The sequence below is a fragment of the Arthrobacter sp. TJ-254 genome (assembly GCF_058269175.1).
Window position 1 is genome coordinate 652,346 of the sequence record NZ_JBZCNF010000001.1, and the last position, 21,975, is coordinate 674,320.

Consider the following 21,975-nt stretch of genomic DNA (forward strand, 5'->3'; position numbering starts at 1 on the left):
GGCGGCGACGATCCCGATGCGCTGATGTGAGAGCTGGATCAAGCGAGGTAGGTTCATGGCCGTCAGGCTCGCAAGCCGGCCAGGACCACGAGCAGGTAGGTCGGCAGCCGAGCAGCGTCGTCCGGGGCGCCGGCAAGAAGCACGGACAGATCGCTTACGTCGATGTCTCGGCGAATCTCGCCGGTCGCCTGCGCCCGATCGAGCAAGGATGCGACGGCGCCCCACGCGCGTGCCGCATCGGTGTCGGCGGGCGGCTCGTCTGCGTAGGACTGCGCCGCACCGGCGGCTTGCTTGAACACGCGATCGTCGACGTGGGCGCGGACGATTTTCTCCGTCAACCGGGCGAGCTCCTGCCCCGGTGGTGAACCTTCATCTGTGCGGGCCAAGGCAGCCTCCGCCTCGTCGATGATGTGGCGCACGGAGTCGGCAGCCACCGCTGAGATCAAGTGCTGTTTGGTGGGATGGTGCCGGTAAAGCGTGCCGACGGCGACTCCCGCCCGATCGGCAATTTCCGCCATCGACGCGGACAAACCGCGCTCGGCGGCGACCTCGCGTGCGGCGCGCAGAATCGCCTGGGCGTTACGGGTGGCATCAGATCTCACACTCCTATTATGAACGAACGCTCAGGTTATGAGCTAACATGAACCTACATTCATTTTGAGTTCGAGAAAGGAAAAACATGATGGGCTGGTCCCTCGCAGATATCCCCGACCTGAGCGGGCGCCGTGTGCTCGTTACCGGAGCCAATGCCGGATTAGGCTTCGAAACAGCGCTCGAACTGAGCCGTGCCGGCGCCGAAGTGGTGCTCGCCTGCCGCAACCCGGCTAAAGCTGAGTCTGCTCGTGAGCGCATCGAGCATGCAGTGCCGGGCAGCCGACCAACTGTCGTGCCGCTCGACCTCGCTGATCTCGACACGGTGCATGATCTGGCCGGACGGCTCCTGTCCGAGGGCCGGCCGCTCGATGTGCTGATCAACAACGCCGGCCTCATGGCCCTGGACGAATCCCGCACCGCTCAGGGTTTCGAAATGCAATATGGCGTCAATCATCTGAGCCACTTTGCGCTCACCGGGCTGCTGCTTCCCCTGCTCAAGCGAGCAGAGGCGGGCCGGGTCGTCAACGTTTCGAGCATGGGCCATCGGGCGGCAAGAGGCTTGCCCGACCCGCGAATCGAGCAGACCTACGATCGGTGGAGTGCCTACTTCCACAGCAAGCTCGACAACCTGCTGTTTACCGCTTCGCTCCATGAGGAGTTGAGTGACGCCGACTCCCACGTCACCGTTGTGGCAGCCCACCCTGGTGGCTCGCGTACCGACCTCGGCACCGAGGGCAGCGGCGTATCCAACCAGTTCATGCGGTTCATTGTCCCGCTGGTCACTCAGCCGGCCGCAGCCGGGGCGCGACCGATCCTGCGCGCCGCCACCGATGCCTCACTTCCCGGTGGCGCGTTCGTCGGTCCCCGATTCGTGGTGCGCGGCCGGACGCCGGTCGTCGAGAAACCGAGCCGAAGAGCCCGCGACCGTTCTGCTGCACAGCGCCTCTGGAAGGAATCAGTAGAGCAGTCCGGCGTTGACCTGGTCGCCGCCTTGGGGTGACCCGTAACGGCGGTTTCAACGATGAATCGCTCGGTGCGGGAGAAACCGCGCTGTGCGGGAATCCGTGAATTCACGAACACCTCCACGCTGCCCCGTTGCAATAGTGTGTGACGCACACCATCGTATGGGATGTGGACGAAGACGCGCTGATTTCCGCACACCTTCAGGAATTACGCCGTGGCACCGTCGTCCTCGCCTGTCTCGCCCGCCTCAGGACTCCCGACTATGGGTACGCCCTTCTCGAGTCCCTCGGGGCGCTCGGCATCCACGTCGACGCCAACACGCTGTATCCACTCCTGCGGCGCCTTGAGAAACAGGGCTTGCTCACCAGCGAGTGGAATACCGCCGAGTCCCGGCCGCGCAAGTTCTACAGGACGAGCCCGGCCGGTGACGCCCTCGCCGCTACTCTGGCCGCCGACTGGGATCGACTGACAACATCGCTCCACCACCTCGTCGCAGGGGATAAGCCATGACCACACTCACCGACCGCTACGTCTGGGCCGCAGCGCGGACCGTTCCGGAGTCACAGCGATCCGACATCGAGCCGGAGATCCGGGAAATGATCGAGGACAGCGTGCAGGCCCGTGTCGCCTCCGGCGAGGACGAGTCCGCCGCGGAAAGGGCGGCCCTCCTTGAGCTGGGTGACCCGGAACGGCTCGCCGCCGCGTATGTCGATCGGCCGTTGACGCTTATTGGGCCCAGCTACTACCTTGTCTGGCTGCGGCTCCTCAAGACCCTCGCCTTCATCATCCTGCCGATTGCTGCCGCCGCCTCATTTCTCGTCCGGCTACTGGTGACAGGTGACGCCGCGAACGCAATCGGTGGTGCTGTATCGACTGCGATCAATGCGGCGGTGCACATCGGCTTTTGGACCACACTGGTGTTCGTCATCCTTGAGCGCAGCAGCGGCACGACAGGCACCGCGGAGTGGACGCCCGAGCGGCTGCAGGACCTGCCGGACCGCTCGCGCCAGGGCCGCCTTGCGGAATTCGTTGCGTCGCTGGTGTTCCTGGCCCTCTTCGCTGGTGCCATCGTCTGGCAGCACGTGGTCTCCGTGGTCCGGGATCCCAGCGGGAATCCGATCCCATTCCTTGAGCCCACGCTCTGGTCCTTCTGGATTCCATGGTTCCTGGGCCTTCTCGCGGCTGAGATGGCGTTCGCGTGCTGGCTCTACCTGCGCGGGTGGTCGGGTCTGCCCGCGGTGGTGAACCTCGCTCTCAATCTCGCCTTCACCGCCCCGGCGGTCCTTCTATGGTCCGAGGGCAGATTGCTCAACCCGGCATTCTCCAACGCGGTGGGCTGGGATCCGGCGGCTACGACGGGCACAGCCCGGACCGTCGGTGTCATCGTAGTCGCAGTGATCGTGGCTGTTGCAGCCTGGGACGTCGTCGACGGTTTCCTCAAGGCCAGCAGGCAGTCGCCTCCAACGCCGCCCCATGCTGCTCAAAGTGACCGGATCAGTCGTCAATGACGGCCTTGCCCCGGCGCTCCAAGTTGGCCAGGCCGTCTCGCATGCCCTGCACCTGCTTGGAGAAGATGCCCATCACGACGTCATCCTCCACTGGCAAACCTGGACTTTGGATTCAGTGCGGCTCAACCGCGTCACCGAATCCATCCGGAAGGCCAGCCATGATCAGTTGCACCACAGGTGGGGACGGGATGGGCGTCGGTGACGCGGATGGCCATGAAGGGTCAGGGGATCGGGATCCCCTCCCGGTGGAACACCTACCAGCTTTGCTGGACGGGGCGGCCTTCTTCGTATCCGGCGGCGGACTGGATGCCCACGACGGCGCGGTCGTGGAACTCGGTCAGGGAGCGGGCTCCGGCGTAGGTCATGGAGCTGCGCAGCCCGGCGGTGATCATATCGAGCAGGTCCTCAACGCCGGGGCGCTGGGGGTCGAGGTACATCTTGGAGGTGGAGATGCCCTCCTCGAACAATCCCTTGCGGGCCCGGGCGAAGACGTCCTCGGCCTGGGTGCGGTTCTGCACCGCCCGGGCCGAGGCCATGCCGAAGCTTTCCTTGTACCGGCGCCCGTCGCCGTCGGAGTGCAGGTCCCCGGGGCTCTCGTAGGTCCCGGCGAACCAGGACCCGATCATGACCTGGCTGGCCCCTGCGGCAAGGGCCAGGGCGACATCGCGCGGGTAGCGCACCCCGCCGTCGGCCCAGACGTGGGCGCCGAGCTCCCGGGCGGCCGCGGCGGCCTCGTGGACGGCCGAGAACTGGGGCCGGCCCACGGCGGTCATCATCCGCGTGGTGCACATGGCCCCCGGTCCCACGCCGACCTTCACGATGTCCGCCCCGGCCTCGACCAGGTCCCGCACCCCGGCGGCGCTGACCACGTTTCCGGCCACGACGGGGATCTGCGGGTTGAGGCTGCGCACGATCTTCAGGGCATCGAGCATCTTGCGCTGGTGCCCGTGGGCGGTGTCAACGACCAGGACATCGACCCCGGCCCCGAGCAGGGCCGCGGCCTTGGCCTCGACGTCGCCGTTGATGCCCACGGCGGCGGCCACCCGCAGCCTGCCCTGGGCGTCAACGGCCGGGGCGTAGATGGTCGAGCGCAGCGCACCGGCCCGGGTCATCACCCCCTCCAGGATCCCGCCGCGGGTCACCGGCGCCAGCGGGATCCCGGCGGCCTCGAGGTCCTCAAAGGCCCCCTGCAGGCCGTTCGCGGGGTCCCCGTCGAAGCGGGCCGCGTCGATCTCCGGCGGGTTCAGCCGCATCACCGACTCCAGGGACGCGAAGCGGTCGACGCCGGCGCAGTCCGAGGCCCGCACCAGGCCCACGCAGCGCCCGGCGCCGTCGACCACGACCACCGCCCCGTGGGCGCGCTTGTCGATCAGGTGCAGGGCATCAAGGACCGTGTTGCCCGGCCCGAGCTTGAGCGGGGTCTCAAACACCGTGTGCCGGCCCTTGACCCAGGAGGTGACATCGGCGATGACCTCCACCGGAACATCCTGGGGCAGCACCGTGAGCCCGCCGCGGCGGGCAACGGTCTCGGCCATCCGCCGCCCGGCCACCGCCGTCATGTTCGCCACCACCAGCGGAATCGTTGACCCCGTCCCATCCCCGCTGGCAAGGTCCACATCAAAACGGGAAATCACCTCCGAGGCCGAGGGCACAAGGAACACATCCGAATACGTCAGATCCGTACTGGGCTGGTTGATGAAACGCATGATTTCCAATCTGGGTGGGAGGGCCAGCCGTTCTGCCGCAGCACCTTCCGGCCCCGCCTTTCCCTGACGTTGGATCAGGGGAGGTGCGGGCGCGGAATGACCGAAATTGCGGAAAACGGCGTCCCGGACCGCACGCCGAGGGGCACGCCTCTCGCTGCCGGCCCGAGGTCCGGTTTTTGTTCTGTTCGGTCAATATAACGCCAGGAGTGGGATTCTATTCCCAGAGCGGGCCCTGCCGGGGCCCGACTCCGGGCGTCAGAGTACTCAGGCAGCGGGCTTCGTGCGCCTGAACGTGCCTTTGGGCGGAAGGGCGAGCTTGAAGATCTTGGCCCAGGTGGAACCGACCTGCTTGGGCAGTGGACCCGTGGTGTAGGGCAGTTTGTAGCGGTCGCAGATCTCCCGGACCTTCACGGCGACCTCGGCGTACCGGTTGGACGGCAGGTCCGGGAAGCAGTGGTGTTCGATTTGGTGGGACAGGTTGCCGGTCATCAGGTGCATGAACTTGGAGCCGGAGATGTTCGCCGAGCCGATCATCTGGCGGACATACCAGTCCCCGCGCGTTTCGCCCTCGACCATTTCTTCGGTGAAGGTGTCGGTGCCTTCGGGGAAGTGGCCGCAAAAGATCACGGCGTGCGCCCAGAAGTTGCGGATGGCATTGGCGGCAAGGGTCCCGTAGAGAGCCTGCTTACCGGAGCCGGTGATCATTGCGACGAGGGGAGTGACAGCGTAGTCCTTGGAGAACTGCGTCAGGACCTTCTTGCCCACGGCCTTGAGGTCGCGGTTCATCGCCTCCTTCGACTTCAAGCCTTCCTTGTACTCCGGGATTTCGAGGTCGTACAGCGCAATGCCCCACTCGAAGACCGGTGCCAGGACCGCGTTGTAGAGCGGGTTGCCGAGGTTGAACGGGCGCCATGGCTGGTCGGGATCCATGCGCAGCAGGTTGTATCCGACGTCCCGGTCCTTGCCGATGACGTTGGTCCACCGGTGGTGAAGGTCGTTGTGGGTGTGCTGCCAGGAGCGCGCCGGGGTGACGAAGTCCCATTCCCAGGTTGTTGAGTGGATGTCAGGGTCCCGCATCCAGTCCCACTGCCCATGCAGCACGTTGTGGCCGATCTCCATGTTCTCGAGAATTTTTGCGAGGCTCAGCATGGCCGTACCGGCGACCCAGGCGGCCTTGTAGCGGCTGAACATCAGGGCACCGCGGCCGGTGAACTCCAGGGTGCGCTGAATCTTGATGATGCGACGGATATAGGCGGCATCCGAGGTCCCGCGCTTGGCAAGGACTTCGTCGCGAACGGCGTCGAGCTCACGGCCCAGCTCCGCGACCTGCTCATCGGAGAGATGCCGAGCGGCTTCGGGGCGGACCAAGGGGTGGCCCGAGGCCGCAAGGGCACCCGGGCGGGTCAGCGTAGAGGTCATGGTGGACTCCTTCAGCGGGGGTTAGAGGTCGAGGTTCACCGGCCCGGCGGCTGCCGAGACGCAGGTCTGGATGAGTTGACCGGGAGCGTTGTGCAGTTCCCCCGTGCGCAGGTCGCGGACCTGCCCGGCGCGCAGCGGGACGAGACAGCTGTGGCAGATTCCCATGCGGCAGCCGCTCGGCATCAGAATGCCGGCATCCTCGCCGATGTCGAGCAGCGGGGTGTCGCCGTCGGCCTGGACCTCGCGGTCCGACTGTTCGAACACGACCAGGCCGCCGTCGTGCCCTGCGCCGGCGGTGAGGTCGGTGCTGAAGCGTTCGACGGTCAGGGTCCCGCTGCCTGCGGCCTGTCCCTCGGGCCCGGCCGTGATGTTCGGGACCGTGCGGGCGGCTTCGAGGGCTGCTTCACGGGTCCAGAGGTCCTCGGCGTCGTTCAGGAAACCTTCGGGACCGCAGGCATAGGCAGCCCGCGCGCGCCAGTCCGGGCAGAGGTCGGCGATGGCCTTGGCGGTGAACTCGAGGCGGCCACGGGCGCTGGTGAACCAGTGGCGGACCTTGAAGTTGGGGAACTGGTCGGCGAGCTCTTCCAGTTCCTCGCGGAACAGGCTTTTTTCGGGCGTGCTGTTCGAACTGATCAGCACCACATCGGCGTCGGGCCGGCGGGGGATGAGGGTGCGGATCATCGACATCACAGGGGTGATTCCGCTGCCGGCCGTGAGCATAAGCAGGGGCCGGGGGTGCTCGGGAAGAACAAAGTCACCCTGAGGGGGCGCGAGGAAGAGGACATCACCCGGTTTGGTGTCGCGGACCAGCACATGGGACACCGCCCCGGCGTCCTTCACCGTGATTGCGGGGTCGTGGCCGGCCGCGTTGCTCAACGAGTAAGAGCGCCACTGGCGCACTCCATTGAGCTCAACGCCGATGCGCGCCCATTGGCCGGCCTGGTGAGCATGCCAGCGCGGCCCCGGGCGGAAGTAGATGGTGGCCGAATCCTCGGTCTCGTGGACCACCCGGGTGACGACGCCACGAAGCTGACGGGAGGAATGGACGGGATTGAACAACGCCAGGAAGTCTTCCGGCGAGAGCGGAGTGGTGAGCGCGGAAGCGGCACGCGCCAACTGACGAAAGAGGGCCATAATCACTACAGTCTAGGAGCCAGATCCCTCACACCGCACCCCCTTTGGGCTGCTGCCAGGCCGGATGGAAAACCCACCCCTCAGAACCAGCCCTGTATCGGGCGGAAGCTTGGGAGCCTGCGCAATGTGTCGCTGGGTGCCGGTTCGCGGGCCCCAGATGTGCAGCGGTGATGTCGCGGAATCTATCACACCGACATCACCGCTGCAGCGCCTACCCATTGCGGTTTGTTGCGGCCGCACCCGGAAGCAGAATGAGTCCGGGAGACGGGTTGAGGGTTGCGGCCTAGACGCGTGCGGTGCCCGTGGTCGTGCGGCGGGTGAGCAGGAGCGCCAGGGCGATCATGCCGACGCCCAGGAGCAGGTGCAGCCAGTTGTCGGCACCGTTGAGCGGGACGAAGTTCCCGGCCGATTCCTGATCGACGACCAGTCCATAGATCCACAGGACCAGGTAGACGATGCCGCCGTACAGGAGGTAGGAGCGCGCGCCGCTGATGGTGCGGGAGAGCAGGACGCCGGCGACACCGAACAGCAGGTGGACGATGTTGTGCAGGACTGACACCTGGAACAGGCCAAGGAGCAGCGCCTCAGAGTGGTGGCCCGCGAAGGCGAGCTGGTCGTACTGGGAAGTGATGCCCGGGACGAAGCCGAGGAGCCCGACGAGCAGGAAGACTGCTCCTACGGCAAGGGCTGCCTTTTGGACGTTGGTGCGTTCCCCAGAACGCGTTTTGTCTGCGGTTGTCATGAAGTGTCTTCCAGTAGGTGCACGAGTGGTGCAGGTTGATTGCGTCGACGACGCGTGAGACCGGTACAGGCCGCCCACCCGGTTCGTTGCCGAAATCCGGAGGGGCACCCCTCTGAGCATAGTAAGCATGCTTCCCAAAAGTTCATGCACCGCGCCGCAGCATCGGCAGGGAAAATCGGAACCGGCATCCTTCCCACGGCGACGGGTTTGAGGCCGGCCCCGGCGAGCGGCGGGAGCTCGCAGGTTCCAGGTCGATGAGCGAGATCGCTCTGCAACCGTCCATGCGACCAGCCTCACCCGCCGGACTCGGGCGCCGGCAGCGTCGTCGACCGGGCGCGGCTCAGGGGGTCCGGTAGCGCGCGTAGATCAGTCCGCTGTCGAAGGCCCGCTCCTCGACCAGCTCGAGATCGAGGCGCACGCCGTTGGGGAAGAACCGCTTGCCCCCGCCCACCACGCTCGTGGTGATGAACAGGTGGTACTCGTCTACAAGGCCGGCCGCGATCGCCTGGGCCGCGAGGTTCGGGCCGTCGACGCTGAGGTCGTGCTCAGACTCGGCCTTCAGCTTGCGCACCGCCTCAGGGTCGAAGGTCCGCTCGATTCTCGTCTTCGCACTGGACACCGACTCCAGCGTGGTGGAGTACACGATCTTCTCCGCGGACTGCCAGTCGCGGGCATACTCCAAAATGTGGGGCGGCACGTCGGGCTCGTACTGCACGGTCTCCCAAAAGACCATCGTCTCGTACATCCGGCGGCCGTAGAGGAACGTGCGCACGGGACGGAAACGGTCGCCGATAAAAGTGTGCACCTCCTGATCTTCGGCCCCGGCGCCAAGGCCGCCCTCCGCCGCCTCGGCGTAGCCATCGAGCGAGGTGATCATCGAGTAGATGAGCTTTGCCATGCGTCTCCTTCGGGTACGAGCGGTGAGTCTGCGGTCCTGCCGGCCGTGACCTCCGCACGACCCGAGGCTGTCCGATCGGGTGGCCGGCAGGTTCCTGTCCGTCAGGTCGGAATCGTCTTCAGGGGCGCCCGGGATCGAGTTCCACGTTGTAGGAGCGGATTTTTGCCACTCGGCCGTCAACGAAGTCGTAAATATCGCAGGATGCCACCCGGCTGAGGCTGCCATCAGGGCCGGCGTAGCGGGCAACGCTGTCAACGACGACAGAATCGCCAGCGGCCACCACCCTGAACCGCTCGAAATCAGTCTGCACGTCCTTGAGATCCCGTATAAGAGACCGGCAGATATCCGCAACCGCCAGCTTGCCGCTTACGTCCTCACCTCCCACGAGTTCCCACGCAACGTCATCGTTGAATTCCGGAAGGGCGTCCTCAAACCGGTGGCCCGAAAAAGCCCTGGCTATCGACTCCATGGTCATCTGCATAGCGCCCGTTCCCTTCAGCCACCCGTGGACCCGCCGCCCGCCGTCCCCTTATTGAACTCCTTCATTCATTGCGCGGGCTACTGGCGGACTTCGCCGTTCCCTTATTGAACTCCTTCATTCATTGCGCGGGCTACTGGCGGACTTCGCCGTTCCCTGGAACGGGAACCTTCCGAGCAGAACAATTCCGCTCCACCTTCCCGCTCGCGGGGGCGCCAAGGATGCCTGGGCAGTGCAAGACTTCCGCTATGGAGATAGAGGAGTGGTGGCCGAATCTGGGTGAGTCAACGAAGGCATGGCTGATCGCCAACAACGGTGATGCGGTCCCACCGGCGGTGGTGGACGCGATTGCTGCGGCCGGAGGTGTTGTGCACCCGGAGTTCCGATGGGTTGGCGGGAACGGACCGGATGGCTTCTTTCTTTCAGACCAGGCCACGGACTGGATTGAAGAGGCCGCAAACGACGAATCCTGAGGGAGGGTCCCGCGTCCGTCCCGCGATTCCGGGCGTGACGCCCAAGGCGCGTCCGCGCCGGAACCGGACCCGGTGATCTCCGGGCGGGAACGGGTAGGCCACCGCGGGAGCCGGAAGGCTCCTGCGGTGGCCTGTGGCGCCGGTTAGCGGATCAGGGTGATTCGTCCCGGCGCCGATCCGTGCTGGTCTTCCCTATGCCTGATCGGCGCTGCGGCGGCGGACCATGTAGGTTCCGCCTGCGGCTGCTGCCAGGACGAGGCCGCCTCCGAGGGCCAGAACGCCCATGTTGGAACCGGCTTCTTCGGTTGCCCCGGTGTCGGCGCCGCCGTTGGGCATGGCACCCATCTGCGAAGGGATGAGGGTTCCGCACAGCGCCGGGGAGGTGGCCGCCAGCGGAAGGTCCTCGGTCAGGTCGCTCTTGGCCGCCTGGGCTTCGGCGCTAAGGGTGGCCGGGTCGAGGCCGTGCACGACGACGACGGCTGTGCCGGCTTCGAGCGAGGCCTTGGTCTCGGCGTTGATGTCGAAGGTGCGCTCGATGGTGTAGCTGCCGCCCTGGCCGCCCAGCTTGACGTTCAGGCCCTCCTCGGGGCCGGTGGCTCCGCTGGTGGTCAGGGTGGTGAGGATGCCGCCGTAGGCGGGCGCGCCTTCAGTGGTGTTGATGACCCCGTCACCGTTGGTGTCGGCATCGGGGGTGGGGCACTGGCCCTTGGCGCCGCCGTGGATGTGCTGGACGTGCGGGTAGGGTCCGTCCATGAAGGTCTCGGCCAGGCCGGAAACCTGCAGGTTCACGGTTGCCTGGTCGCCCTTGACGTCAACGGTGATCGTTCCGGCGCCGGTGCTGCCGTTGAGCTGGCCCAGGGTCGAGGAATAGGAGCCGTCCGCTGCCATGGCCGGCGTGCCGGAGAGGGCCAGCATGCCGAGGGCGAGGGAGGGTACTGCGAGAAGCCGCATGTTCTTGTTCATTGAGACCGTTTCCTTAATGGTGCGGGTGTGAACACGTCGATTGTGTCCTCCAAGGTGATTCGACACACTTCAGCACCCGGATTGGTTATTCATTCGATCAACAATGACAGCACCCTTATTATTTGATGACCTACCTAATGTCGCAGCAAGAACCCTCCAAGGGAAGGGGCAGGCGGGGCCATTGTTACCAGCGGGACATGGAAGTGTTTGGGCGCTAGCACCGAGGGGTGCTTTCGGACGGGCCGCTGATCGCCGCCATGCGCACCTAGGGGCGTAGTGAGGCGGGGGACTGTACTGCCGCGTCGGAAGGGCGGCCTGCGGGGTTGGTGCCGGCCCCGAGAACGTTGGGGGACGACTCGGCGCCGGCACCACCGATTCGGTTCGAGCCGATTCGGTGCCCGCCCGTTGCGGAGGCGGGAGGGCGTTCTCATTTAATCACGGACTGACCAGTCTGTCTGCTGGGAAGGTGCGAATTTTTTTGGCTTGCCGGGGGAGGCGGTAACCGCCGGCCGGTCGTGCGTTCAGGGCTGGCATCCACTGCCATTTAGAGCAATAAGGTAAGGCTAAGCTAATGTTCAAATGTGATTGAGATATGGGAACCCGCAGGACTTGAGGCCAGCAACCTCGTGCTCCGCTATGGGGAAAGGGACGTGGTCCATGGCGCAGGGGTGAAGCTGGAGCCGGGTCGGATCGTCGCCCTCGTGGGGCCCAACGGCAGCGGCAAGTCAACCCTGCTGCGGGCACTTGCCCGGTTGCATGCGGCATCCTCCGGAACGGTCAGAGTGCGGTCCGTCGACGGCGAAGCAATTGATGCGCTGATGATGAAGCGCAGCGACTTCGCCCGGCATGTGACTCTGCTGTCGCAGAGCCGTCCGGTGCCGCACGGGCTGAGTGTCCGGGATGTCGTCGAGTTCGGTCGGCACCCGTACCGGGGCCGGTGGCGTGCCGCCGACCCTGAGGGGCCCTCGGCCGTGGAGGGCGCCATGAGCCTCACCGGCATCACCGACCTTGCGGGCCGGGGCGTCCACGAACTCTCCGGCGGCCAGCTGCAGCGCGTCTGGCTGGCGAGCTGCCTGGCGCAGAACACCTCGGTGCTGCTGCTCGACGAGCCCACCAACCACCTGGACCTGCGCTACAAGGTGGAGATCTTCGACCTGGTTCATGACCTTGCCCGCCTGCACGGGGTGGCCATCGGTGTTGTGCTGCACGACCTCGACGAGGCCGCCGCACTTGCCGATCACGTGGTGGTGCTCTCAAAGGGCCGCATCGCGGCCGCCGGACCGGCCCACGAGGCACTCGACGCGGACCTGCTCAGCGACGTCTATTCCATTCCCATCGTCACCCATACCGACCCGCTGACCGGCAGGCTGCGCACCCGCGCCGTCGGACGGTACAGCCACAGCCCCAACCACCACACCGAAAGGTAAATTCGTTCATGAAGATCCACCAGGCTCTGGCCACCACCGCGGCCCTGGCGCTGCTGCTGACCGGCTGCGGAACAACCGAAGACCCCGCAGGTTCGGCCTCGAGCAGCCCCAGCAGCGGAGACTCCGTCACCCTGACCGACGCCCGCGGCGTCGACGTGGAGCTCGACGGCCCTGCAGAGCGCGTGGTCGGCACCGAGTGGAACGTTGTCGAAAACCTGGCAACCCTTGGTGTCCAGCCGGTCGGTGTGGCCGACATCAAGGGTTACGACGCCTGGGTCACGGCCGGCAAGCTGGATGGCACCGCCACAGACATCGGCACCCGCGGCGAACCCAGCCTCGACACCATCGCATCCCTGGACCCGGACCTGATCGTTGCAACCACCGACCTGGCCGATGCCGTCATTACCCAGCTTGAAGATTTGGCCCCCGTCGTTGTCGTGAAGTCCGCCGATGCCAGCCGGCAGATCGACCAGGCAGAAGAGAACCTCAAGCTCGTCGCTGAAGCGACCGGCACTGAGGCCGAGGCCGACGAGGCCATCGCGGCGTTCGACGCGGCCGTTGCCGAAGGAAAGGATGCCCTCGGGAAGGCAGGGCTGGCCGGGTCCCGGGTTGCTTTCGCCGATGGCTGGGTCGCTGACGGAAAGGTTTCCATCCGGCCCTTCACCAAAGGCGCGTTGTTGACCGACATCAACACCGAGCTCGGCCTGGACACCCCCTGGACGCTGGAAGGGGATCCGGCCTATGGGCTTGCTTCAACCGACGTCGAGGGCCTGACCTCACTGGACGCCGACAGCTTCGTCTACATCACCAACGACGCCGATGGCGACTTCATTGAGGAACTGGCCGACAATGCCGTGTGGAAGTCGCTGCCGTTCGTTGAATCCGGCCAGGTGCACCGCCTTGACGACGGGATCTGGATGTTCGGCGGCCCAGCCTCAATGACCCAGTACGTCAAGGCCATCACCGCGGCGCTGACCAAGTAACGCCACCGCATCATGACCGGGACTGTGAAGAGGGCCGCTCCGGGTGCTCCCGCGCCGTCAGCCGCGGGGCCCCGGGGGCGGCCTTTGGTCGCCGTACTTGCCGGGTGCGGACTGGTGATCCTGGTCCTCTTCTCCTCGATCCACCTCACTCAGGGCACGGCCGACGTCGGCCCCGTCCAGCTGCTGGGCCTGCTGGTCGGCGGCGGCTCCGAACAGGAGGCCGCGGTGCTGATCGCCTCACGCATCCCCCGGCTGCTGGCAGGGATCCTCGTGGGCGTGGCGTTGGGGGCGGCCGGGGCTGCATTGCAGTCGGCCACACGCAACGTCCTGGCATCCCCGGACACTCTTGCGGTCAACGCCGGCGCCCACTTTGCCATCGTCGCGGCTGCAGCCTTCGGAGCGGCCCTCCCCGCCCTGCTGTCCGGCGGTATCGCCTTCGCTGGCGGCCTAGCCGCCGCGATATTGGTGCTTGCCTTGTCCGGTGCAGGCGCCAAGAGCAATGGTGGTCCCATCCGCCTGGTGCTGGCCGGGACAGCGCTTGCCTTGGGTCTGCACTCGGCCACCAGCGCGCTGCTGCTGCTCTTCAGTCAGGAGACCACCGGTCTCTACGCGTGGGGCCAGGGCAGCGTCGCCCAATCCCGGCCCGACGAACTGCTGCAGTTCACACCGGTGGTCGTGGCCGCCACCGCAGGACTGTTATTCCTCTCCCGCCGGCTCGATCTCCTCGGCCTGGGCGAGGATGCCTCCCGCTTGGCAGGGGCGGATCCCCGCGTTGCCCGCGTGAGCGCCGTCGTCCTTGCCGTGGTCCTCTCCGCGTCAGCGGTGACGATCGCAGGTCCCATCGGATTCGTGGGACTGTGCGCACCGGCCATCGTGCGCCTGCTTGCATCCCGCGTCCGCGGCCTGGGGCGGCACCGGGCGCTACTTCCCATGTCGGGCCTCGCCGGTGCGGTGGTGGTGATCGGAGCCGACGTTCTGGTCCGCGTGGTTCTGGGCGCACAGGCCGGAGTCGAGGTGCCGACAGGAGCGGTGACCACCGTCTTCGGTGCCGTGTTCTTGGTGATCCTGGCACTGCGGATGTCCGATTCCGGCCTGAGCGTCGCCGGGGACGCGCTGGCGCGCGTGCGCTCGCGCAGGTTCTTCCTCGCAGTGATGCTTGGCCTGATGGTGCTCCTGGTCGGGTTGCTGGCGGCCGGTTCGCTGCTCGGTGATGCAAAACTGCTGCTCGGGGACCTGACCAACTGGCTCACCGGCCGGTCCGGCAACCGGGTCAGCGCCGTTCTGGACACCCGGATGCCGCGCGTGATGGCTGCAGTGCTCGCCGGAGCGGCGCTCGCGGTCGCCGGCGCCTTGATCCAAGCAGTCTCCAGGAATTCATTGGCGGAGCCAAGCATCCTCGGCGTTTCCGGAGGTGGAGGCCTCGCGGCGATCCTCGTTATCACTACGGTCCCCCTGGCCGGTTCCTGGTTGATCACCGGGTCGGCGCTTGCTGGATCGGCGGTTGCGGCGCTGCTGGTTTTCGGGCTGGCGTTCCGCGCCGGGCTGCAGCAGAACCGCCTGGTGTTGATCGGTATTGGGGTCTCCGCCGGGCTCGCGGCGGTCATTACCGTCCTCCTGGTGAGCACGGACCCGTTCAATCAGACGAAGGCCCTGACCTGGCTCTCCGGCTCCACCTATGGGCGGACGTTCGGATCCATCGTGCCTCCGCTTGTGGCCCTCGGTGTGGCCCTGCCCGTGCTGGCAGGCCTGCGGCGTGATCTCGACCTGATCGCGGTCGACGATGATTCTCCGCGCGTGCTGGGCGTCCGGCTCTCCGGCTCCCGCCTGCTGCTGCTCGCCACAGCAGTCCTGCTCACGGCCGGGGCGGTCTCGTCGGTGGGCGTGATCGCCTTCGTGGGACTGGTGGCACCGCATGCCGCCCGCAGTTTGGTGGGCGCGCGGCACGTCCGCGTGCTCCCCGCTGCAGCGCTGATCGGGGCCTGCACCGTGCTCCTGGCGGATGTGATCGGCCGGACGGCTATCGCCCCCGCACAGATCCCTGCCGGAATTATGACAGCGCTTGTGGGCGCCCCATACTTCGTGTACCTGCTGTGGCGCTCACGCGTGGACCGAGCCGCCTGAGGATTCAGTCAAGCGGTGTGCGGGTCGGGTCCGCCGGACCGTCCAGGTGGCTTACCTCTTGGCCACTCAAGGCTGCCATGGCGGTAGCTATTGTCGTGTCCTGGACGGCACTCGCAGGAGGGCGGGTGTCTGTATGCTTTGCGCATGACGGGCCCGCAGATCTATGTCAACTTCCCCGGCAGCGCGCGTGAGGCGCTCGGCTTCTATGCTGAGGTTTTCGGCGGAGAGCTTTCCTTGCATACGTACGAAGACTTCGGGCGCAGCGACGGCCCCCGGGATGCCATAGCTCACGGAGTACTCGACGGCGTTGTCGCTCTGGCTGGTTCGGATGCGGCAGCGGGCGAAAGGAGCGTCCGGGTCGAAGGCATGATGCTCTCGTTGCTGGGGGCCGCCGAACCGGCGGTTCTCCATGAGTGGTTCGACAAACTCGCTGTCGGCGGCTCGGTCGTCGACCCCCTCGGCCCGAAGCCCTGGGGAGCTTCCGATGGGCAGGTCATCGACCGCCACGGACTCCACTGGCTCATCGGTTACGAACCCGGCCTGTGAGCAGTGCGGTGTTGGCTGATTGAGTCGATGCCCGCAGGACCTACCGCAGGGGGCTCCCATGTCCGGGTACGTCCGTTCGGCCGATGGCACCGGCATCGCGTTCGATCTCCCCGGTTCGGGGCCGGGACTGACCCTGATCGGGGAACGCTATCCCGGCGTGTTTGGGCCGGCCCGATGGAGCAGCTCGCGGATGGCCCGCACCACGGCCGCTGGGTCCTCGTGGGGGCTGATGTGCCCCCCGCTGCTGATGGCGACCGTTGCACGGGGCGCAGCGGTGCGGAGATTCTCCCGGAGGCGGGGCGGCAGTACGTAGTCATGAGCGCCGGCAAGGATCGACACGGGTATTTGGAGGCCTGCGAGCTCGCCGATCAAGGGTGGAGGTTGAAGAATCACCGCGTCGAGTGAGCGCGCAAGATCGCGACCTCGACGGCTGGTGAGACGGTCGACCATTGAGTCGACCAAGCCCGGCTGTGCCGTCAATATCGCCGGCTCGTAGAGCGCGGCAGCTGCCCGTCGCGCGAAGAATCGGGTCGATCCTGTCGCAAGCAGCAGGGCCCGCTGCAGGTGGAAACCGGCCCTCGAGATGCCCTGGGCGCGCGTCAGGGGCGTGTTGATGAGGGCGAGGGCGGCAACCCGGTCCGGATGATGAATTGCGAGGCGGGCCGACACCATTCCACCCCAGGAATGACCGGCCAGGACCACGCGGTCGAGCCCATAGGCGTCAAGGACCGCAAGGACGCTCTCGACGTGCTCGTGGAGGGACCACGCATGCGTGGGCGCGTTGCTCCGGCCGTGTGCAGGGCCGTCGATGAGGATCACATTGCAATCCCGAAACCCTTGCACCACGTCGTTCCACAGGGTTGAGTCCATGAAGATGCCGTGGGTCAGGACGAGAGTGGGGGCGTCGGCGCGTGCCCTGTGAATTTCAGTCACCAGATCCGCGAGCGCGGTGCTCACCACCCGCTGTTCATGGGCCGCCATCATGAGGCTGCCCGGTCAATGGACTCCGCAGCGGCCGGAGCCCGGTTGGGTCCATGGTGTGTCAGATACTGCTCGAAAGTGGTCAGCGCCGGTATTTCAGTAGGCGGAGGGCCGTCGAAGGAGAAGTTGACCTGCTCGTGCCATTGCAACTGGGTGGTGAATTCCCGGTTCAGCCGCCGTGCCACGACGGTCGGGATCCGCCACCGCGGCAGGCGTTGTCCCGTGCTGCGGCTGTATCTCGCCCGTATTTGCCCGACCGTCAGTTCGTCGCCGGCGAGATTCAGTTTCCCGCCGATGAAGCGATTCGGATGCAGGAAGGCAAGCGTTGCAATCCTTCCAATGTCATCGACGGCGAGCAGATGAAGTTTGGTGGTCGACGAGAGCGTCCCGGCCAGCATCGGGATCAACAGGGAGCCGCCGGAACGACGGTCGCCGAAGTTGTCCATGAAGAAGACGGTCCCGAGGAACGTGCGCTGCAGTCCCATGTCGTCAATGGTCTTCTCGATCTCCCGCTTGCTCGTGAAGTGGTCGGGAAGCCATGAGCCGGCGGGTGCGTCCGCCATCGTCGACTGCACCACATGCTCCACGCCCGCTTCGCGGGCAGCCGTTGCGACTGCTAGGCCCTGGGCCACCTCGCCGGACCGTCCGACGCCGGCGCCCCAATAGTCCTGTACCGAGAACACGCCGGAGGCGCCATCAAATGCGGTGCGGAGGCCTCCCGGGCGGGTGAGGTCGGCCTGAAAAAGCTCAACGCCCGCGCGCTGCAGGGCTAGAGCTTCCCCGGAACGAGGATCGCGGGTCACCACACGTACCGACGCCCGGGCCCGCAGCAGGTGCCTCACCACGGCACCTCCCTGGCGGCCCGTGCCCCCTGTGACCGCCACCACCAATCTCGATGCGTCGGGAGGAGTGCCATCGACGCTTGGATAAGGAAAAGTGTCCATATATGAGTCTAGAGAGTGACCAGTCACTCTTTCAAGTAGCATTAGTTCATGACTTCACCACGCTCTCTCTCAACCGCAGATGCACGGCGCACGGCCGTCCTCGCCGCCGCCACCGGTGAGTTCGCGCGCCACGGATTCGCCGGCGCGTCGACGGCACGCATCGCGGTTGCTTCCGGAATAGCGCACTCATATCTGTTCAAGCTGTTCGGCAGCAAGAAGGCCCTGTTCGTGGATGTGTCAAAACTCGTCTATGAACGTATCGAACGACGGTTCGATGTCGCCGCCAAGGCAAACGTGGAGAACCCGCTCACGGCAATGGGCGAGGCCTACAGCGAGCTCCTCCGCGAGAGGGAGCAACTCCTCGTGCTGATTCACGGGTTCGCCGCAGCGGACGTCCCCGAACTGGGTTCCGTGATCCGCGGCTACTACTTGGCGCTCTATCGCGCGGTTCTCGACATGTCCGGCGCCGACGCGCAGCGCGTGCAAGGCTTTTGGGCCCACGGGATGCTCATGACTATCGCGGCGGCGCTGGACCTTCCGGACGCCTCCAGCGACGACCCATGCGTCAGTCAGATGCTCGCGGGACCTCGGGCCGGAACCTGAGTCGCCGAGCCGCCTCGTCAGCGATCAATGAACCGCGGCATGATGCCGGCGGCGGTCATGCGACTGGGGTTCCACCGCGGGTTGCGCAGGCGATCACGCCCTTGGAGAGACTTTCCCGACCAAAGCTGTCTCACAGTTTGTTGCACCACGGCGCAAAAAGGATTCCAATGGTGCGATGGCGACTGAAACCGGCACGACCGAACCGGGTGCACACGGCGGACTGAAGCGGGCGGTCGGGGCGCCGTTGCTGTTCGCGTTCATCGTGGGGGACACCCTTGGGGCGGGTATCTATACCCTTGTGGGCTCCATGTCCGCCGACGTCGGGGGCGTGATCTGGCTGCCGCTGCTCATCGCGCTGGTCGTGGCGCTCCTCACCGCGGGGACCTACGCGGAGCTGATTACCAAGTATCCGCACGCAGGCGGAGCCGCGCGGTACGCCGAGCGCGCCTTCAAGGTTCCCTATGTGTCGTTCCTCGTCGGATTCCTGATGATGGCCTCGGGCATCACCACGGCTGCGGCCCTGGCGAATGCCTTCGCCGGCGACTACCTGGCAGCGCTCATCGACGTGCCGGCCGCCCCGGCGGCGGTGGTCTTCATCATCCTGCTGACGCTGATCAACCTCCGCGGTGTCCGGGAATCTCTTGGCGCAAACCTCGTCGCGTCGATCATCGAGGTGACCGGCCTTGTGCTAGTCATCGTGGTCGCCGCCATCGTGCTCGGCAGCGGTAACGGGGAACCAGCCAGGCTTCTCGAATTCGCCCCGGACGTGTCGCCGCTGGGCGGTGCCTTCGCGGCATCCGTTATTGCATTCTTCTCCTTCCTTGGCTTCGAGGCGGCCGCCAACATGGCCGAGGAGGTGCGCAACCCCTCCAGGGCCTACCCGCGTGCCCTTTTCGGAGCCATCGGCACCGCGGCGGTCGTCTACCTCCTGATCGCACTTGGCGCGGTCATCGTCCTGCCTCCGGCCGAACTGGCCGAATCCACCGGTCCGCTGCTCGACGTGGTTCGGGCCAGCGGGGTGGGAATCCCGCTTTGGCTGTTCAGCCTGATCGCGCTGGTGGCCATCGCCAACGGCACCCTGCTGTTCATGGTCATGGCCAGCCGCGTCGGCTACGGCCTCTCGGAAGCGAAGCTTCTTCCCGATGCGTTCTGCCGCGTGCTGCCGAACCGGCGCACGCCGTTTGTATCGATCATCGTCGTCGCCGTCCTGACGATCATTCTGACCCTCGCCGGAAACGTCAACTCGCTGGCCGAGACCACCGTGCTGCTGCTGCTCCTGGTGTTCCTCTCGGCCAATGTCAGCGTGCTCGTCCTCAAGAAGGACAAGGTCGAGCACGACCACTTCTCGGTGCCCCGGATCGTGCCGATCCTCGCGACCATCGCCAGCATTGTGCTGCTGGCCCAGCAGTCCGGGATCATCTGGCTCGGTGCTATCGCCTACGTTGTGGTCGGGTCGCTGCTCTACCTCGCCGCCCGCGCCGGCCGGAAGCGGGAGGAGCGCGTCTCGGGCTAGCGTCAAGCGGCGGGAAACCCGCCACGAGCAATATTCAGGCCACGCTGAGCGCGGTTCCCGTATGCTGGCTACCGCACGCGTGCTAAAGAGGGGTGCCGCTCATCGTCCGGCGAGGGGTGGCTATTGCCGTTGTGACGAAGTTGTGTGGATTGCGTATTCAGAGGAACGTCCGGCTGTGGCGGCTCTCCATTACTGGCGGCTTGAACCGGGTGTCTTCCAAGGTCCCGCCGTCGGGCTTCCATCCGCGGCTGGTGTAGAAACCGATGGCGCGGTGGTTGTTTCTCTCAACCCAGAGGAAGGCCCGCTCGTATCCGAGATCCTGCAGCTTTTGTTCGGCGACGGCGAATAGCGCCGATCCGATTCCTTGCGCCCACCAGTTCGGGTGCACGTTGAGCGCATAGAGCTGTCCCGTCCCGGGTTCGTCGTCCGCGTCGGGCGGGCCCACGATCACGAAGCCGGCCACTTCACCGGAAACCTCGGCAAGCAAGGGTGCCGTTCCCTGTGTCGGGGCAGTAATGCCGCGGCGCCACCCCTCGGTCATCCGCTCAACGTCCATTCCATCGAGGTATTCATCGGTCATCACACCCCGGTAAGCCGCGCGCCACGCTGCTGCGTGCACCTCGGCCAAACGGCGGGCATCCCGCTCCAGCGGCGGCCTGATAACGACACGTAACCGATCCATCGCCCGAACCTATCAGGGACGAGGTGCGTCTCACGGCAAGACGGGCGGTGGCCGAGGAACCGGAAGTTAGGGCTCCTGTTCGTGCGTGAATTGTCGACGTCGGGCCGGGTACCGCCAGGTCCCGGACATGATGAAACCCGGAGTGTCTGCGTAACCGTCTCTCGTCAGGCAGGAGCGGCTTCGAGGCGGGTGATGATGGTGATCAGTCCTTTCCGCAGAATCTGGTCCGACAACCCCGATGATTGCGCTGAGGCCCTGGCCATGTCATCGATGGCCCGTACGACCGTGTTTCCACGGTTCGTGATGCGGGTGCGCATTGAGCGCCCATCCCGTGTGTTGCGGGCCCTCAACACCAGTCCCTTGAGTTCGAGCTTTTCGAGGACCTTGCCCATGGTCTGGGCCTGTACATGAACGAGGGCGGCAAGATCGGTTTGGCTGATCGGGCCACTGGCTGCGAGTGCCTTCAACGTGGTTGCTCCAGCATGGCTAATGTCCAAGTCCGTCAAACGCCGGTTTTGGTGATGTTCGTTCAATCGGGCGGCGGTACTCAACAAACGACTGGTCGTCCAGTGTGCTGTATTCACGTACACCTTCTTCCTTCCCCCTGTTGACTACCCTAACGGCCACTCATGGCCGTGCAGACCAATGGCCGGCGGCTTTCCTCCTGCCCGGGAATTATCTCCGGCCCCACCGGGTTGATACGCATACAGGATTACATGATCCTAAATGAGGAGTACCGGGGAGATTCCCGGACCCCGCACAGCACGCCCCCCACCCCCCACCCTGTAAGGAATGAAAGTGGACTACAAGTTCGAACTGGCCGTCCTCCCGGTCTCCGACGTCGCACGCGCCAAGGCGTTCTACGACAAGCTCGACTGGCGCCTCGACGTCGACATCCAGGGCGAGGGCGGCTTCCGGGCCGTGCACTACACCCCCACCGGATCCCCGGCCTCCTTCATCATCAGCAACGGCCTCACCGACGCCGCCCCCGGCTCCACCCGCGGCACCTACCTCATCGTCGACGACGTCGAGGCGGCCCGCGCCGACATCGCCGCCCGCGGCATCGAGATCACCGAGGTCTTCCACGAAGCACAGGGCGGGATCCCCAGCGTCAACAAGGAAGGGCGCACCCCCGGCCTGGCTCCCGAGCGCGCCAGCTACTTCTCCTTCGCGATCTTCAACGACCCCGACGGCAACGAATTCATCCTCCAGGAAATCACCACCCGGCTCCCGGGCCGCGTCTAACCCCACCCGGCAGGGGGCTAAGGCCGGTGCCGCCGCCTTGCTTCCGCACCGG

The 21,975-nt window shown here is 65.9% G+C and carries 23 protein-coding genes; 11 read left to right on the forward strand and 12 right to left on the reverse strand.

What is annotated here, in order from left to right; all coding sequences use genetic code 11:
• Positions 1 to 62: 62 nt before the first annotated feature.
• Positions 63 to 602, reverse strand: coding sequence for a TetR/AcrR family transcriptional regulator (locus AC4D14_RS03095; protein ID WP_490900101.1), 540 nt, complete (start codon positions 600 to 602; stop codon positions 63 to 65).
• A gap of 77 nt (positions 603 to 679) precedes the next feature.
• Here AC4D14_RS03095 and AC4D14_RS03100 point away from each other — a divergent pair, with 77 nt between their 5' ends.
• The 3 genes from AC4D14_RS03100 (at position 680) to AC4D14_RS03110 (ending at position 3,065) form a co-directional block, all read left to right on the forward strand.
• Positions 680 to 1,594 carry an oxidoreductase gene (locus AC4D14_RS03100; RefSeq protein ID WP_490900102.1) on the forward strand — a complete coding sequence of 305 codons (915 nt, stop codon included), beginning with the start codon at positions 680 to 682 and terminating at the stop codon, positions 1,592 to 1,594.
• A 107-nt stretch (positions 1,595 to 1,701) separates the two neighbouring features.
• Positions 1,702 to 2,067: a PadR family transcriptional regulator gene (locus tag AC4D14_RS03105; protein WP_490900103.1), complete on the forward strand. Its 366-nt coding sequence runs from the start codon at positions 1,702 to 1,704 to the stop codon at positions 2,065 to 2,067.
• Positions 2,064 to 3,065: a permease prefix domain 1-containing protein gene (locus tag AC4D14_RS03110; RefSeq protein ID WP_490900104.1), complete on the forward strand. Its 1,002-nt coding sequence runs from the start codon at positions 2,064 to 2,066 to the stop codon at positions 3,063 to 3,065. Before AC4D14_RS03105 ends, AC4D14_RS03110 begins: the two co-directional genes overlap by 4 nt.
• Positions 3,066 to 3,319: 254 nt before the next feature.
• On the opposite strand, the gene guaB1 is transcribed toward AC4D14_RS03110, so the two are convergent.
• The 6 genes from guaB1 to AC4D14_RS03140 form a co-directional block, all read right to left on the reverse strand.
• On the reverse strand, positions 3,320 to 4,771 hold the full coding sequence (guaB1, locus tag AC4D14_RS03115; protein ID WP_490899784.1) for a GMP reductase: 1,452 nt from the start codon (positions 4,769 to 4,771) through the stop codon (positions 3,320 to 3,322).
• Between the two features lie 264 nt (positions 4,772 to 5,035).
• Entirely contained in the window at positions 5,036 to 6,190 is a 1,155-nt protein-coding gene (locus AC4D14_RS03120) for a fatty acid desaturase family protein (protein WP_490900105.1), read from the reverse strand.
• Positions 6,191 to 6,211: 21 nt separating this feature from the next.
• Positions 6,212 to 7,324, reverse strand: a complete 1,113-nt coding sequence (locus AC4D14_RS03125) for a ferredoxin reductase (protein ID WP_490900106.1) — start codon at positions 7,322 to 7,324, stop codon at positions 6,212 to 6,214.
• 283 nt (positions 7,325 to 7,607) lie between these two features.
• Entirely contained in the window at positions 7,608 to 8,066 is a 459-nt protein-coding gene (locus tag AC4D14_RS03130) for a DUF4383 domain-containing protein (RefSeq protein ID WP_490900107.1), read from the reverse strand.
• A 340-nt stretch (positions 8,067 to 8,406) separates the two neighbouring features.
• Positions 8,407 to 8,964 carry a dihydrofolate reductase family protein gene (locus AC4D14_RS03135; RefSeq protein ID WP_490900108.1) on the reverse strand — a complete coding sequence of 186 codons (558 nt, stop codon included), beginning with the start codon at positions 8,962 to 8,964 and terminating at the stop codon, positions 8,407 to 8,409.
• Between the two features lie 118 nt (positions 8,965 to 9,082).
• Positions 9,083 to 9,445 carry a nuclear transport factor 2 family protein gene (locus tag AC4D14_RS03140; protein ID WP_490900109.1) on the reverse strand — a complete coding sequence of 121 codons (363 nt, stop codon included), beginning with the start codon at positions 9,443 to 9,445 and terminating at the stop codon, positions 9,083 to 9,085.
• Between the two features lie 245 nt (positions 9,446 to 9,690).
• Between AC4D14_RS03140 and AC4D14_RS03145 the strand changes: the two genes are divergently transcribed.
• Entirely contained in the window at positions 9,691 to 9,915 is a 225-nt protein-coding gene (locus AC4D14_RS03145) for a hypothetical protein (RefSeq protein ID WP_490900110.1), read from the forward strand.
• Between the two features lie 192 nt (positions 9,916 to 10,107).
• Here the strand turns inward: AC4D14_RS03145 and AC4D14_RS03150 are convergent, their stop codons facing one another.
• Positions 10,108 to 10,878, reverse strand: coding sequence for a GVDTG sorting domain-containing protein (locus tag AC4D14_RS03150; protein WP_490900111.1), 771 nt, complete (start codon positions 10,876 to 10,878; stop codon positions 10,108 to 10,110).
• Positions 10,879 to 11,459: 581 nt separating this feature from the next.
• Between AC4D14_RS03150 and AC4D14_RS03155 the strand changes: the two genes are divergently transcribed.
• From AC4D14_RS03155 to AC4D14_RS03170, 4 genes are all read left to right on the forward strand, one after another.
• A complete protein-coding gene (locus AC4D14_RS03155; protein ID WP_490900112.1) occupies positions 11,460 to 12,305 on the forward strand; it encodes an ABC transporter ATP-binding protein in 846 nt (281 codons plus the stop codon).
• A gap of 8 nt (positions 12,306 to 12,313) precedes the next feature.
• A complete protein-coding gene (locus AC4D14_RS03160) occupies positions 12,314 to 13,288 on the forward strand; it encodes an ABC transporter substrate-binding protein (protein WP_490900113.1) in 975 nt (324 codons plus the stop codon).
• A gap of 12 nt (positions 13,289 to 13,300) precedes the next feature.
• Positions 13,301 to 15,409: an iron ABC transporter permease gene (locus tag AC4D14_RS03165; RefSeq protein WP_490900114.1), complete on the forward strand. Its 2,109-nt coding sequence runs from the start codon at positions 13,301 to 13,303 to the stop codon at positions 15,407 to 15,409.
• 144 nt (positions 15,410 to 15,553) lie between these two features.
• Positions 15,554 to 15,955 (forward strand): VOC family protein, encoded by a 402-nt coding sequence (locus AC4D14_RS03170; RefSeq protein WP_490900115.1) that lies wholly within the window; start codon positions 15,554 to 15,556, stop codon positions 15,953 to 15,955.
• Positions 15,956 to 16,102: 147 nt separating this feature from the next.
• Here the strand turns inward: AC4D14_RS03170 and AC4D14_RS03175 are convergent, their stop codons facing one another.
• Both AC4D14_RS03175 and AC4D14_RS03180 read right to left on the reverse strand, forming a co-directional pair.
• On the reverse strand, positions 16,103 to 16,936 hold the full coding sequence (locus AC4D14_RS03175) for an alpha/beta fold hydrolase (protein ID WP_490900116.1): 834 nt from the start codon (positions 16,934 to 16,936) through the stop codon (positions 16,103 to 16,105).
• Entirely contained in the window at positions 16,936 to 17,880 is a 945-nt protein-coding gene (locus tag AC4D14_RS03180; protein ID WP_490900117.1) for an NmrA/HSCARG family protein, read from the reverse strand. Before AC4D14_RS03180 ends, AC4D14_RS03175 begins: the two co-directional genes overlap by 1 nt.
• Before the next feature lie 48 nt (positions 17,881 to 17,928).
• Between AC4D14_RS03180 and AC4D14_RS03185 the strand changes: the two genes are divergently transcribed.
• Together AC4D14_RS03185 and AC4D14_RS03190 are read left to right on the forward strand one after the other, a co-directional pair.
• Positions 17,929 to 18,483 (forward strand): TetR/AcrR family transcriptional regulator, encoded by a 555-nt coding sequence (locus tag AC4D14_RS03185; protein WP_490900118.1) that lies wholly within the window; start codon positions 17,929 to 17,931, stop codon positions 18,481 to 18,483.
• A gap of 175 nt (positions 18,484 to 18,658) precedes the next feature.
• Positions 18,659 to 19,996: an APC family permease gene (locus tag AC4D14_RS03190; protein WP_490900119.1), complete on the forward strand. Its 1,338-nt coding sequence runs from the start codon at positions 18,659 to 18,661 to the stop codon at positions 19,994 to 19,996.
• Positions 19,997 to 20,153: 157 nt separating this feature from the next.
• On the opposite strand, the gene AC4D14_RS03195 is transcribed toward AC4D14_RS03190, so the two are convergent.
• Together AC4D14_RS03195 and AC4D14_RS03200 are read right to left on the reverse strand one after the other, a co-directional pair.
• Positions 20,154 to 20,576 carry a GNAT family N-acetyltransferase gene (locus AC4D14_RS03195; protein ID WP_490900120.1) on the reverse strand — a complete coding sequence of 141 codons (423 nt, stop codon included), beginning with the start codon at positions 20,574 to 20,576 and terminating at the stop codon, positions 20,154 to 20,156.
• A 266-nt stretch (positions 20,577 to 20,842) separates the two neighbouring features.
• Complete coding sequence (locus tag AC4D14_RS03200; protein ID WP_490900121.1) at positions 20,843 to 21,145, reverse strand: MarR family winged helix-turn-helix transcriptional regulator; 303 nt, start codon at positions 21,143 to 21,145, stop codon at positions 20,843 to 20,845.
• A gap of 331 nt (positions 21,146 to 21,476) precedes the next feature.
• Here AC4D14_RS03200 and AC4D14_RS03205 point away from each other — a divergent pair, with 331 nt between their 5' ends.
• On the forward strand, positions 21,477 to 21,923 hold the full coding sequence (locus AC4D14_RS03205) for a VOC family protein (protein WP_490900122.1): 447 nt from the start codon (positions 21,477 to 21,479) through the stop codon (positions 21,921 to 21,923).
• Positions 21,924 to 21,975 lie beyond the last annotated feature (52 nt).